At 62.8% G+C, this 12,744-nt stretch carries 12 protein-coding genes, 2 tRNA genes and 1 pseudogene; 9 read left to right on the top strand and 6 right to left on the bottom strand.

Annotation, left to right across the window (positions count from 1 at the left end; genetic code table 11):
• The 5 genes from J0I79_RS32900 to J0I79_RS32880 all read left to right on the top strand — a co-directional run.
• Positions 1-1,123 (top strand): ROK family transcriptional regulator (locus J0I79_RS32900; RefSeq protein WP_292869640.1); only part of this gene is annotated, 1,123 nt, incomplete at its 5' end.
• Positions 1,120-1,884, top strand: a complete 765-nt coding sequence (locus J0I79_RS32895; RefSeq protein ID WP_292869638.1) for an ATP-binding cassette domain-containing protein — start codon at positions 1,120-1,122, stop codon at positions 1,882-1,884. The genes J0I79_RS32900 and J0I79_RS32895, both read left to right, overlap by 4 nt.
• A gap of 39 nt (positions 1,885-1,923) precedes the next feature.
• The gene (locus J0I79_RS32890; RefSeq protein WP_137929947.1) at positions 1,924-2,964 is read left to right on the top strand and encodes a sugar ABC transporter substrate-binding protein; all 1,041 of its coding nucleotides are present in this window, start codon (positions 1,924-1,926) and stop codon (positions 2,962-2,964) included.
• A gap of 128 nt (positions 2,965-3,092) precedes the next feature.
• Positions 3,093-4,088, top strand: coding sequence for an ABC transporter permease (locus J0I79_RS32885; protein WP_292869635.1), 996 nt, complete (start codon positions 3,093-3,095; stop codon positions 4,086-4,088).
• Between the two features lie 31 nt (positions 4,089-4,119).
• Positions 4,120-4,890 (top strand): SDR family NAD(P)-dependent oxidoreductase, encoded by a 771-nt coding sequence (locus J0I79_RS32880; protein WP_292869633.1) that lies wholly within the window; start codon positions 4,120-4,122, stop codon positions 4,888-4,890.
• A 76-nt stretch (positions 4,891-4,966) separates the two neighbouring features.
• Here the strand turns inward: J0I79_RS32880 and J0I79_RS32875 are convergent, their stop codons facing one another.
• Positions 4,967-5,581 carry a hypothetical protein gene (locus J0I79_RS32875; RefSeq protein WP_292869632.1) on the bottom strand — a complete coding sequence of 205 codons (615 nt, stop codon included), beginning with the start codon at positions 5,579-5,581 and terminating at the stop codon, positions 4,967-4,969.
• Positions 5,582-5,732: 151 nt separating this feature from the next.
• Positions 5,733-5,808 (bottom strand) — tRNA-Val (locus J0I79_RS32870).
• A 216-nt stretch (positions 5,809-6,024) separates the two neighbouring features.
• Between J0I79_RS32870 and J0I79_RS32865 the strand changes: the two genes are divergently transcribed.
• A tRNA-Asp gene (locus J0I79_RS32865) sits at positions 6,025-6,101 on the top strand.
• A 112-nt stretch (positions 6,102-6,213) separates the two neighbouring features.
• Here J0I79_RS32865 and J0I79_RS32860 read toward each other — a convergent pair.
• From J0I79_RS32860 to ugpC, 4 genes are all read right to left on the bottom strand, one after another.
• A complete protein-coding gene (locus J0I79_RS32860) occupies positions 6,214-6,474 on the bottom strand; it encodes a helix-turn-helix domain-containing protein (protein WP_292869642.1) in 261 nt (86 codons plus the stop codon).
• A 185-nt stretch (positions 6,475-6,659) separates the two neighbouring features.
• Positions 6,660-7,589 (bottom strand): ribokinase, encoded by a 930-nt coding sequence (gene rbsK / locus J0I79_RS32855; protein WP_292869631.1) that lies wholly within the window; start codon positions 7,587-7,589, stop codon positions 6,660-6,662.
• Positions 7,590-7,593: 4 nt separating this feature from the next.
• Complete coding sequence (locus J0I79_RS32850; protein WP_292869630.1) at positions 7,594-8,046, bottom strand: RbsD/FucU family protein; 453 nt, start codon at positions 8,044-8,046, stop codon at positions 7,594-7,596.
• A gap of 22 nt (positions 8,047-8,068) precedes the next feature.
• A complete protein-coding gene (ugpC, locus tag J0I79_RS32845) occupies positions 8,069-9,118 on the bottom strand; it encodes a sn-glycerol-3-phosphate ABC transporter ATP-binding protein UgpC (RefSeq protein WP_292869628.1) in 1,050 nt (349 codons plus the stop codon).
• A gap of 292 nt (positions 9,119-9,410) precedes the next feature.
• On the opposite strand from ugpC, the gene J0I79_RS32840 reads away from it, so the two are divergent.
• From J0I79_RS32840 to J0I79_RS32830, 3 genes and pseudogenes are all read left to right on the top strand, one after another.
• Entirely contained in the window at positions 9,411-11,075 is a 1,665-nt protein-coding gene (locus tag J0I79_RS32840) for a sugar ABC transporter substrate-binding protein (RefSeq protein WP_292869626.1), read from the top strand.
• A gap of 91 nt (positions 11,076-11,166) precedes the next feature.
• Complete coding sequence (locus J0I79_RS32835) at positions 11,167-12,273, top strand: sugar ABC transporter permease (RefSeq protein ID WP_292869624.1); 1,107 nt, start codon at positions 11,167-11,169, stop codon at positions 12,271-12,273.
• An 11-nt stretch (positions 12,274-12,284) separates the two neighbouring features.
• Positions 12,285-12,744, top strand: a pseudogene (locus J0I79_RS32830) (carbohydrate ABC transporter permease); the annotation flags it as partial.

Genomic DNA, 12,744 nt, shown 5'->3' with positions numbered 1-12,744 from the left:
CCGGCGCAGCGTGCTGGAATCTATCCGCCTTAACGGCCCGATCGCGCGCGGCGACATCGCAAGACGGGTCGGGCTCACCGTGCAAACCGTCTCGACCATCGTTCGCGAACTGGAGGAGCAGGGTTTCGTCCTCTCGCTGCGCGAAGAGCCCAGGGGACGCGGACTGCCCCCGGCAACGCTGCGGATCAATCCGGAGGGCGGTTATGCCGTGGGCATCCACATCACCCCCTTCGGCATCAACGCCGCCCTGATCAATCTGAGCGGCGACGTGATCGAGAGCGCCTACCGTGAGGCGCCGAACGCAACGCCCGACCATGCCTTCGACCTGATCGGCGCCATGGTGATCGAATTGACCGGCTTGCGCGCGGGCGGACGAGTGTTGGGAGTCGGCTTGGCCCTGCCCGGACCATTCGGCGTCGAATCCATGAGTTTTGTCGGCCCGACCACCATGACAGGCTGGAAGGATGTGGCGCTGCGTGAGCGGCTGGCGGCCTCGACCGGACTGCCGGCCTTCTTCGAGACCGACATGGCGGCCGCCGCCATGGGTGAACGACTCTACGGCCTGGGCGCGCAATTCTCCGAATATTACTATCTCTATTTCGGCGTCGGCCTTGGCGGCGTCATGGTTCATGACGGCAGCGCACTGCGCGGCGCCTGGGGAAATGCCGGCGAGGTCGGACATATCCCTGTCGTCCCGGGCGGCGAGGCTTGTCCCTGTGGCAACAGCGGCTGCCTCGAACGATACCTCTCGCTCGAGGCGTTGCGGCGCTGGAACGGCAGCGAGGCCGACTGGGTGGCGGAGGTCGCGCCGATCTTCCGCAATGCGATTGCCGTCATCGAGAATCTGTTCGACCCTGAAACGGTCATCCTCGGCGGGCTCGCGTCATCCGAACTGCTCGACCGGCTGGCCGCTTCGGCCGACGGCCTGCATAACTCGGTCTCAGCACGCAAGGACCGGACGGCGCCCCGGGTCATGGTCGCGCGCGGCGGCCAGCATTCCGTGCTGCGCGGCGCCGCCGCCCTTGCCGTGTCCGGCGTGCTGTCGCCGCGCTTCGGCCAGATGTTCGCCCCCGAGCGCGAACGCGGGCGCGATCTTCTGACCACCGGGGAGATTGCGGCATGAGCGAACCGCTGCTGGTACTCGACAACGTCACCAAGAATTACGGCGCGATCGAAGCGCTGAAAGGCATCAGCTTCTCGATCGGCAAGGGTGAAGTCGTGGCCTTGCTGGGCGACAACGGCGCCGGCAAGTCAACGCTGGTCAAGATCATCGCGGGCGGGCTGGAGCCGACTTCGGGCCGGATGCTGTTCGAGGGCAAGGAGTTTCTCGCCCGGTCGCCGGCCGAAGCCAAGGCGGCGGGCATCGAGACCGTCTACCAGGACTTGTCGCTCTGCACCAATGTGGACGTGGTGGCCAATTTCTTCATGGGCCGCGAGATTACTCGCAAGGTGCTTGGCGTGCCCGTGCTCGACGAGCGCGCCATGGAGGCCGTCGTTTCCAAGGCGCTGGCCAATGCCGGCACGCGCATTCCGTCTTTGCGCACCAATGTCGAGCATCTCTCGGGCGGCCAGCGACAGGCCATCGAGCTCAACCGTTTTGTCCATTGGGGCGGCAAGCTGGTGCTGCTCGACGAACCGTTCGCCGCCCTCGGCGTCGAGCAGACAAGGCGTGGTCTCGACATGATCCGCCAGGTTGCGAACCAAGGCATCGGCGTCGTCATCATCACCCACATCATGCAGCAGGCTTTTCAGGTCGCCGACCGGATCGTGGTGATCCGGCAAGGCGTGGTGGCAGGCGATGTCGCCAGAAACAAAACAAGTCCCGATGCGGTGATCAACATGATCACCGGCGAGACGCTTGCCGGTGCCGGACCGGCGGGCTGAGGGACAAAGAGGGGTCCGGCTTAACAGGGAGCCAACGACATGAAGCGAATACTTCTTGCTGTCTTCGGTATCCTGGCACTGGCCGTTGCCACGCTCACGCCGGCATTCGCCCAGTCCAAGGGTACCGTCTATTACATGGTGCCGACCTTGCTCGACGAGTTCCAGACCGGTTCGGTGAGCGCGCTGGAGCTGTTCCTGAAACAGGTCGGCTACGAGATGAAGACGCTGAACGCCGACAACAAGACGGACGCCCAGCAGTCGCAGATGAACGACGTGATCGCCCTGAAGCCCAAGGCGATCATCCTGGCCGCGGTCGATTTCAACGCGCTGAAACCCTCGATCGAGGCGGCGCGCGCCGCCGGCATCCCGGTGGTCGAGTTCGACCGCCAGATCACCTCGACGCCTTCCGATTTCACATCGGTGGCGGGCACGGTCGAGATCGGCCACATCGCCGCCGATCAGGCGGAGAAGCTGCTGAAGGCGAAGAACGGATCGGTGAAGGGCAAGGTGTTGCAGGTGCTGGGTGACCCCGGCGATCCCTACACGCTCGACATCCAGAAGGGTTTCGAGGAGAAGATGAAGGCGTTCCCGGACGTCAAGATCATCTCGCTCCCGGCCATGCAATGGGAGGCCAGCAACGCCGGCACCATCGTCGCCGACCAGATGCTCGCCAACCCCGACATCGACCTGATCTTCAGCCATGCCGCGCATCTGTCGGTGGCGGCCGTCGCCTCGCTCGAGGCCGCCGGCAAGAAGCCCGGTGACGTCATGTTGATGAGCTCGAACGGCGCGCCGGTCGGCCTCGACCTGATCCGCAAGGGCTGGCTCAACGTCGAAGTCGAGCAGCCGCTCTACGCACAGGCGGCGGCGGTCGCCATGTTCATGGACAAGGTCGCCAACAAGCAGGAGATCAAGCCCGGCGATTACGACGTGCTCGGCCTGAAATCGGTCGTGACCAAGGAGGCATGGGGCCCGAACATCAAGATCCCGGGCGCCGCCATCACCAAGGAGAACGTCGACAATGCGGCCTTCTGGGGCAACCAGAAGGCGCCGACCGACACGGTCAAGTCAGTCGAATAGCAGGACGCCATCCGAAACGCTCCGGGCCATCGGGTCCGGAGCAATTTCCGCGCAATTCCAATCCGCGCATGATTGTCTCGCCAAGATCGCACCGATTTTCGAGACCATGCCGACAGCCGGATCGACCCATGAATCCCAGCACGCGCCACGTCCTCGAATTCATTCTCGACAATCTCGTCTGGTTCATGCTGGTCTTCGTGCTGGTGGTGTTCTCGCTTTTCATTCCCAGTTATTTCCAGCTCGGCATCTTCGCCAACATCATCGAGGCCTCGAGCGTGCTGGGGGTCATGTCGATCGGCCTGGCGCTGGTCATCATCGCCGGCCACATGGATCTGTCGGTCGAATCGGTCGCCGCTCTCAGCGCCATGTCGGTCGGCATCCTGTTCTGCTCGTCTGGCATCGGCCTTGGCATCCAGTTGCACCCGGAATGGCTGATGGTGCCGGTTTCGCTGCTGCTGGCTCTGGCCGTCGGCGGGCTGATCGGCGCCTTCAACGGGTTCCTTGTCGTCAAGGTCAAGATGAGCGCCTTCATCATCACGCTGGCATCCTACATCTGGGTGCGCGGCCTGGTGCTGGTCATTTCCGGCGGCCGCTCGGCGCAGGACCTGGCGCCGGCGATCCGCTGGTTCGGGATCCAGCGGCTCATAGGCCTGCCGCTGACCGCCTGGATCGCCATCGCCTGTTTCGTCGTCTTCTCGCTGATCATGGCCAAGACGCCGTTCGGCCGGCACCTCGTCATGATCGGCGGCAACGAGACCGCGACCTTCCGCGCCGGCATCAGGGTCAACCGCAACCTGATCATCGCCTTTGTGCTCGCCGGCGCCATTGCCGGGTTGGCCGGCTGGCTGCTCGCCATCCGCACCTCCGGCGCCAGCGCTAATCTTGGCGCTGGATTCTTGTTCAACGCCTTTGCCGCTGTCGTCATCGGCGGCGTCAGCCTGAAAGGCGGTGTCGGCACCTTGCCCGGCGTCTATGCCGGCGTGCTCCTGCTCTCGGCCATCAACACGGCGATCAACCTTATGGGGCTGCCTGCCAATTTTACATTGGTGATTCACGGCCTGCTGGTGCTCGCAGCCGTGCTGCTCGACGCCTTCAAGCAAACGATTCGCCAAAAATTGGCATGAGAGGGGGAACTCGCATGACAGGACGGCAGGCATGACCGGAAGACTGCAAGACAAAGTGGCGCTGGTCATCGGCAGCGCGCGCGGCATCGGCAAGGGCGTCGCGCTGCGTTTCGCCGAGGAAGGCGCAAGGCTGGTGCTGGCCGATTCGGAGGATGAGGCCGGGCAAACGACCGCCGGCGAACTCGGCGTTCCCTTTATCAGGACCGACATCTCGCAGATGCGCGACGCTGAGGCCGCCGTTGCCCTGTCGCTGAAACACCATGGCCGTCTCGACATCATCGTCCAGAATGCCGGCATCTATCCCTGGCAACTGATCGAGAACACCAGCGGCGATGACTGGGACCGCGTCATGGCGGTCAATCTGCGCGGCACGTTCAACGCCAGCCGCGCCGCGCTGATGCCAATGAAAGCACAGCGTTCTGGCCGCATGCTCTACACCTCGTCGATCACCGGCCCGCATGTCACCAGCCCCGGGCACGGCCATTATTCGGCAACGAAGGCGGGCATCAACGGCTTCATCCGCGCGGCGGCCCTGGAATTCTCCGGCTACGGCATCACCGTCAACGGCGTCGAGCCCGGCAACATCCTCACCGAAGCCATCCAGGAGCATCGCGGCGCCGCCTACATCAAGAACATGGAGGATTCGATTCCGCTCGGCCGGCTCGGAAGCCCGCGCGACGTGGCCAATGCCTTCCTGTTCCTGGCGTCTGACGATGCCAGCTACATTACCGGCACGACCATTGTCGTCGACGGCGGGCAATTGCTGCCCGAGGGCAAGGATTTCCGGATGGCTCCGCCCTGAATTGCCGATCTGTTCGACATCATGGCGATCGCAGGACAACGATAGACATCAAGCTGCGCGGATAGACCGCCGCTCCCTATCGAAACCAGTTCAAAAACTGCTCAAACATTCCGGGCGACTCCAGCGAGAACACCGCTCGGAATGTCGTGGGCTGGTCGCTGGAAAGCACCGAAGCGAGCGGTCTCGAATAGGTCGCCGTCCGTCCGTCTTCCGATATCGTGCCGCTGGTCTCGATGATGCGCGGAGCCGTCACTGCCCAGGCGATGCGCCTGCCGGACATCTTGGCCAGTATGAGGGTCCGCAGGCCCTGCGCCATCGGATCGTTGGCATATTTGTCGGTTGGCTTGAGACTGGGGAAATTGACGATGAATTCGTAGTTTTCCCCAACGCGATTGAGCTGAACGCCTTGCCTCTTGTCGCCGCCGATATTGGCATTCGAAAGAGCAGCGACGAGATCGTCCGTGGTGCCTGAGAAGGACACCGTGCAGACCTCGTCCCTTCCCTCGGTCGTGCGCTCGGCTGTTCCGGTGATTCCCTTGGAAGACAACAGCTTTTCAGTGCTGCACCATTTGCTGTTCACGTCCTTGGCCATTGCGAGCGCCGTGGCGTCCACGGCTATCCGGACGTTGGCCGTGGCGGTCCCGTCACGCCGGAATGCCAGATCCTGCTCCAGGTCGAAGCAGCCGGACACCAACAGGCATCCGATCAACGACGCCACAATGTCTCGGCGAAGAGGAAACATCCAAAAGCGCATCATGCCTGTCTTTAGATATCGGCTCGGCCTCTTTAGCGAAAACGGCCAGCCGATGATGCGAAATAGTCTAAAAAACCTGAGGGCTACGTGGTGGGCGATGACGGACTCGAACCGCCGACATCTTCGGTGTAAACGAAGCGCTCTACCAACTGAGCTAATCGCCCGCTCCGGGCCGGACCTTTAAGCGGTCGGGGCCGGCTTCGCAAGGCCCCTGCGCGTCGAAGCCGGGGTTTTGGGGGCTGATTTGCGACCAAAACGCCCGCTGTCAAAAAACCTTCTCCAGTTTGCTGTTATGATGGTTTGGTGCGCTTGACACCCGGTACCGAACCCCTTATCCAGCGCCCCAACGACGAACACGGCTGACCGTGCTCGTCAAATGCGCGGGTGTAGCTCAGTTGGTTAGAGTGCCGGCCTGTCACGCCGGAGGTCGCGGGTTCGAGCCCCGTCACTCGCGCCATTCAAGTTCAAGGGGTTAGCTACCCTCCCTTGAACAAGGGAGTTTCGGCTTCCGGAAGTTTTTTCGGCTTTCTCCAATATGCCCTGGCATCATGCAAACGCATGCCTGAATCCTATGCGATGAGCTGGTAAGCCGACTGAATGAAATCCCTCAGTTCCGGCGTCAGTATGCTGCCATCGCCCTTCGCGATTGCGATCTTGATCAACGCCAGCTTGGCCATTTCGTAGTGAATGGGCTTGATGCGGGTGATCCCATAGACAAGGGCCTGATAAGTGGGCTGTGGTATGCCCATTGCCTTGGCCATCTCGCTCTGAGACACGCCAGACCGCTCACGAAGCGCAATCATCTGATCGCGTTCGGGACTTTCAATCACTGACAATTCGTCCCCCCGACTTTCAGCCCTCGGAAGACAATGCCGGGCAAGGCAAAATGTTCCCGGCCGATATGATCGGCAGCGAATCAAGCGCCGTTCCGCAGGCCGCAACCAAAGCAGGCGCGGCAGATTACCGTCCCGCTCTTACAATCGGAACAGCAGATTCTCGGCGGCCGCGAGTCACCTCAGTTCCTGAGGAGAAGCGCCTCGACTTCACCCAGCGTCGGCATCGATGGCGCGGTCCCCGGTCGTGTCACCGAGATACCGGCCACAGCACAGGCGAAGCGCACGGCCTGCAACGGCTCCCCGCCGCGCGACAGCGCTGCCGCGAAGCCGCCGTTGAACGCATCTCCCGCTCCCGTGGTTTCGACCACCGGCCCGGCACTGATGGCCGGGACATGGTCCGAGCGGTCCTTCGAGTGCAGCAGCGCGCCCTTGTCACCGAGCGTTACGATGACCGTGCCGACGCCCATTTCGAGCAGCTTGTCGGCGGCCGCGCGCGCATCCTCGATCGAGGCGACCTTCACGCCGGTCAGTTCCTCGGTCTCGGTCTCGTTGGGCGTGAGATAGTCGCACAACGTATAGATGCGGTCGGGGAGCTTTGCCGCCGGCGCGGGATTGAGGATGGTCGCCACCCCTGCCCCGCGCGCGATTTCCAAGGCCCGCATCGCGGCGTCGATCGGCTGCTCGAGCTGGGTTACAAAAACGCCGGCGCCACGGATCAGCCCCGCATTGGCTTCGATGTCGGCCGGCGAGATCAGCATGGCCGCGCCGGGACTGACGATGATGGCGTTGTTGCCGGTTTCTTCCTCGACGAAGATGTAGGCCGCCCCCGTATAGCTGTCCGGCGTGTCGATGACGGCGTTCTTCACACCGGCGTCCTTCCAGGTCGTCTTCGCCATATCGGCGAAGGCATCGACGCCGAGGCGGGTCAGGAATGTGGTGTCGGCGCCGAGTTTGCCGGCGGCCACCGCCTGGTTCGAGCCCTTGCCGCCGGGCCCCAGCTTGAAGGAATTGCCGAGGATCGTTTCGCCCATGCGCGGCTGGCGCCGCGCCCTGTAGGCCGTGTCCGCGACGAAGACACCCAGGATGACGATCGGCTTGCCCGAGGTCATGCCGTTACTCCGCATCCGGCGGCACGACGCCCTTGCGGAAGGCGAAGCAGCCATAGAAGCGGCGTTCACCCGTCTGGATGACGCAATAGGCCTGCTTGGCGCGCTCGTAGAAGGCGTAGCGCTCGACCGGCAGCATCGGCCAGGACTTGCCCTCGGCCGCGTCGATCTCTCTCTGCACCTCTTTTTGCACAGGCGGAATTTCGTCCGGCTTGCCGACGATCTCCATGCGCGCGGCCGAGTCATCGACGAACGTATCCAGCGGGTAAAGCGACAGCACCGCCTTGACCACTTCAGCGGCCGGCGCGTCGATGCGCAGGAGATAGCCGAGCGCGGTCTGCCGCGCCACCGAATCGGAGGGGAAATTGGTGTCGGCGATGATCAGGTCGTCGCCATGGCCCATCGCCCGCAATGCCTGGAGCACGTCGGCATTGAGCAGCGGGTTGATCCCTTTCAGCATGATGGTCCTCGTCCGTTGGAGATCAGAGACGCGTGCCGGTCTCGGCGTCGAACAGGTGGATGTGGTCGAGCCTTGGCTTGAGCTTGAGCGTGTCGCCGGGCTTGAAGTCATGGCGCTCACGAAACAGCGCCACCATCTCGCCGTCGCCGAAGCGCAGGAAAACCAGGGTTTCGGAGCCGGTGGGCTCGACCACCGAAATCCTGGCCGGCACGCCGTCGGGATGGATTTCGAGATGTTCCGGGCGCACGCCGTAGACGACGGCCCGCCCCTCCTCCACGGCATTGCCCGGGGCGACCGGGAACACCGTTCCGGCAATGTCGACGCCGCCCTTGCGCATGACGCCCTTGAGCAGGTTCATGGACGGCGAGCCGATGAAGCCGGCGACAAACAGATTGGCCGGGCGGTCGAACAGATCCAGCGGCGCGCCGACCTGCTCGATGCGGCCGTCGCGCATGACGACGATCTTGTCGGCCATCGTCATGGCCTCGATCTGGTCGTGGGTGACGTAGATCGTCGTGGTCTTTAGCCGCTGGTGCAGTTCCTTGATCTCGGTGCGCATCTGCACGCGCAGCTTGGCATCGAGGTTGGAGAGTGGCTCGTCGAACAGGAACACCTGCGGATTGCGCACGATGGCGCGGCCCATGGCCACGCGCTGGCGCTGGCCGCCGGAAAGCTGGCGCGGATAGCGTTTCAGGTATGGCGCAAGGTCGAGGATGTCGGCGGCGCGCTTGACCCGTTCCGCGACCTCGGCCGGATCGGTCTTCCTCAGCTTGAGGGCAAAGGCCATGTTCTGCTCCACCGTCTTGTGCGGATAGAGCGCGTAGTTCTGGAACACCATGGCGATGTCGCGTTTGGCCGGCGGCAGATTGTTGACGACGCGGTCGCCGATGGCGATCGTGCCGCCGGAGACGGTTTCCAGCCCGGCGACCATCCTGAGCAGCGTTGACTTACCGCAGCCCGAAGGGCCGACCAGCACGACGAATTGCCCATCGGCAATATCGACGCTGACCCCATGCAGCACCTTGACGGTTCCGAATGCCTTGGCCACATTGGCGATCGCGACTTGAGCCATCGTCCCCCCTTTTCTTGCGGTGAAGCTAGCCATTGCAAAGGGCAAGGGCAAGTCGGTATCTTATAGATAAAAAGTCATCGTTGTTGACAACGTAATCGATTACGCGAATAGTGTCCAACGCCAATCCGACAGTCGGATTTTCGTCCGGAAATCGGAACTCAAGGCGACGCAGGGTGGGGTCCCACGTCCCCGTATGATAGAGGAGAACCGCCGCCGTTTCGGCGTCTGAGAGATTGGCATTTCAAATTCAGGATTGGTCACTTCACCACTGTTGTTCTGGGAGGAATGGTAGATGAGAGTCGGTCTTTACGAAAAGCTAGTACGCGCAGGGGCAACCCGGCGCGATGTATTGAAGGGCGCGGCCAGCATGGCTGCGATCGCCGCGGCATCCAGCGCCGGGCTCGGCGCCATGACGCGCCCCGCTTCGGCGGCAAGTGAGCTGCGCGCAAAAATCCTGCAGATTCCGGGTGTCGGCAAAGGTCAGCCGACCGATGCCGACTTTCAGAAGGTCGGCGAACTGTGCCTCGAAGCGACCAAGGCCAATGTCAAGGAAGGCGAATTCGCCGGCGTCGAGCTCAAGTTCATGGGCCTCAACAACCAGAACCTGCACAACGTCCTGTTCCGCGGCTTCCTGAAGCCGTGGGAGGCCTATACCGGCGCCAAGATCAGCTGGATCGACCTGGCGCAGGCCGACTATAATGCCCGCTTGCAGCAGTCGATCGCCACCGGGACCGTGGATTTCGACATTGCCGAGATGGGCGCGCCGTTCGAAGGCGATGTCTGCGGCAAGGGACTCACTTCGGAAATGCCGGACTGGGTCAAGAAGCAGATCGATATCGACGACCTGGTCAATTATCTGAAGCCGCCGGTCGGCACCTGGGATGGCAAGCAGTATCGCGTGACCATCGACGGCGACACGCATAACTTCAACTACCGCACCGATGTGTTCGCCGACGCCGACCTTGCCAAGGAATGGAAGGATAGCGGTGGCGCCGGCGAATGGGGCGTGCCGAAGACCTGGCAGCAGGTGCAGGCCGTGACAAAGTTCCTCAAGGGCAAGAAGTTCAAGGGCCAGGACGTCTATGGCTATCTCGACGCGCCCAAGCCCTGGGGCGGCTTCGGCTTCTACTTCCTCGGCAGCCGCGCCAGCGCCTATGCCAAGCATCCCGACGACAAGGCCTGGCTGTTCGACGCCGACACGATGAAGCCGCGTGTCAACAATCCGGCCTGGGTGCGCGCCATCCAGGACGTGATCGACGCCTTGCCGTCCGAACCCGCCGACCAGATCAACGCCGACCCAAACACCACCGGTTTCCAGCAATTCCTGGCCGGAACCGGCTCGATGATCCCCTGGTGGGGCGACATCGGTTCCAACGTCAAGACCAACGACTCCTCGGTGATCGGCGACCTCTGTGGCTTCGACATCCTGCCGGGCTCGGATGACGTCTACAACGCCAAGACCGGCAAATGGGACAAGCTCGCCAGCGGACCCAACTTCGCGCCGAATCTCGCCTATCTCGGCTGGGGCATCTATGTCATGGCCCGCGTCGACAGCGACCCGAAGAAGCAGAAGGCCGCCTGGAGCGCGGCGGCGCACCTTGGTGGCAAGGATCTGGCGATCTGGACGGCCATGTATCCGTCCGGCTTCCAGTGCTATCGCAACAGCCAGCACGACATCGAGGAATGGGTGGCCGCCGGCTACGACAGGGCATTCATCTCGAATTACCTGGATTCCCAGTTCAACTCCTACAACCATCCGAACGGCGCGATCGAGCCGCGCATCCCCGGCATCTTCCAATATTACAGCGCCGCCGAGGATATCCTGGCCAACACCTTCGCCGGCAAGATGAAGGCACAGGAAGGCGCCGACGCCATAGCCGCCGCCTGGGAGAAGCTGACCGACCAGATCGGCCGCGAGAAGCAGATCAAGCTCTACAAGGCCTCGCTCGGCGTGTAGGCTGCCCCTGTGAACCGTGGTCCGGCGGCACCGCCGGGCCACAGCCTTTCGGCTTCGGCTCCGGGAGGAGCCTTCCAAACGGGCGGGATTTGTGGCTGACCAGACTTCGACCGCGAACCAGTGGCCGGCAGACGCCGCCACTTACAATCTGATTTCGCCAGCCCGCAAGCGGCTCGGATGGGCATTGATGGCAGCGGCGACGCTTGGCCTGCTGGCGACCATCGTCTTCGAGATTTTGTACCGGGCCGAGACCGAGACCTGGCGTCCCGCCGTTTACGCCTATGTGCTCTGGGGCGTGGCGCTGGGCATAGGTCAGGTGCTGACCCGCGGCGAGGACGGCCAGCGGGCGCTGTTCCTGCTGCCGGCGCTGCTCTTCACCATCGCCATGGTGATCTTCCCGACGCTGTTCGGCTTCTACATCGCGCTAACGGACTGGAACCTCAGTTCCTTCACTGGCCGCAAGTTCAACGGGCTCGACAATTTCTGGCAGATGCTGGGCGATCCCTACTACCGCAACGCGCTGTTCAACATGGTGCTCTACGTGCTCGCCGTGGCGGTCGAGTATGTCATCGCCTTTGGGCTGGCATTGCTGCTCAACGCGCAGATCCGGGCACGAAAATTCTTCCGCGTCGTCTTCCTGATGCCCCTCATGCTGTCGCCGGTCGCGGTCTCCTGGATGATCGGCAAATCGCTGATGGAATATCGCTTCGGGCCGGCGGCGACGCTGGCGCGCCATCTCGGCTGGGACAATCCGGCCTTCTTCTCCGATCCGATCACCGCGCGCATTTCGATCATGATCCTGGACGCCTGGACCTTCATTCCCTTCATGATGATCATGCTGCTCGCCGGCCTGCAGGCCATGTCGCGCGAGGTGCTGGAGGCGGCAAGGGTCGACGGCGCCAATGCATGGCAGACCTTCTGGCAGGTCACCTTCCCGCTGATGCTGCCGGTCTCGGTGACGGCGGTGATCCTGCGCATCATCTTCAAGCTGAAGCTTGCCGACATCATCATCACGGTGACGTCGGGCGGCCCGGGCGGCGCGACTGATTCCGTCTCCAGCTTCATCTACCGCGAGTACCGCGACCGCTCCAATGTCGGCTACGGCACCATGCTGGCGATGGCCTATCTCGTCATCATCGTCGTGTTCGTGACCTGGCTCTTGAAGCTCGCCAACCGCTTCGTGCGCAACGTCAACTGAGTGGCCGGATCATGAGCGTTCAGACCACCAACTATACCGTCTCCGAAATCGGCTCTCCGGCAAGCTTCATCACCAGCCGCCTCTTCATCTATGGCGCACTGGTGTTCTGGGCCTTCATCTGCCTGTTCCCGATCTACTGGACGATCACGACCTCGTTCAAATCGGCGGTCGACGTCACGCAGGGCCATCTGATCCCGTTCATCGATTTCCAGCCGGACTGGAAGGGCTGGCGCTCGCTCGGCCTTTCGCCGGATTCGATCTTCGAGACCTCGACGGTGCGCGACGAATTTCTCAAGCGCTTCATGAACTCGGTGATCACCTCGGTCGGCGCGTCGAGCCTTGCCATCGTCATCGGCAGCCTCGCCGCCTACGGCCTTACCCGCTACCGCTACAAGTTCGCCTGGTTCAGGAACGAGGACATCTCGTTCTTCTTCCTGTCGCAGCTCATCCTGCCGCCCGTCGTGCTCGCCC

Origin of the sequence: Mesorhizobium sp. (genome assembly GCF_017306585.1) — a bacterium.
Classification (GTDB): domain Bacteria; phylum Pseudomonadota; class Alphaproteobacteria; order Rhizobiales; family Rhizobiaceae; genus Mesorhizobium.
The sequence above is the reverse complement of the archived record's forward strand: the minus strand, read 5'-3'. Positions and strand labels throughout refer to the sequence as shown.

Excerpts from the sequence above, each read along its gene's own strand:
- J0I79_RS32895 (WP_292869638.1), top strand. The coding sequence starts at position 1,120 with ATGAGCGAACCGCTGCTGGTACTCGACAACGTCACCAAGAATTACGGC.
- J0I79_RS32890 (WP_137929947.1), top strand. The coding sequence starts at position 1,924 with ATGAAGCGAATACTTCTTGCTGTCTTCGGTATCCTGGCACTGGCCGTT.
- J0I79_RS32885 (WP_292869635.1), top strand. The coding sequence starts at position 3,093 with ATGAATCCCAGCACGCGCCACGTCCTCGAATTCATTCTCGACAATCTC.
- J0I79_RS32880 (WP_292869633.1), top strand. The coding sequence starts at position 4,120 with ATGACCGGAAGACTGCAAGACAAAGTGGCGCTGGTCATCGGCAGCGCG.
- rbsK (WP_292869631.1), bottom strand. The coding sequence starts at position 7,589 with ATGACCTCGGGCAAGCCGATCGTCATCCTGGGTGTCTTCGTCGCGGAC.
- J0I79_RS32850 (WP_292869630.1), bottom strand. The coding sequence starts at position 8,046 with ATGCTGAAAGGGATCAACCCGCTGCTCAATGCCGACGTGCTCCAGGCA.
- ugpC (WP_292869628.1), bottom strand. The coding sequence starts at position 9,118 with ATGGCTCAAGTCGCGATCGCCAATGTGGCCAAGGCATTCGGAACCGTC.
- J0I79_RS32840 (WP_292869626.1), top strand. The coding sequence starts at position 9,411 with ATGAGAGTCGGTCTTTACGAAAAGCTAGTACGCGCAGGGGCAACCCGG.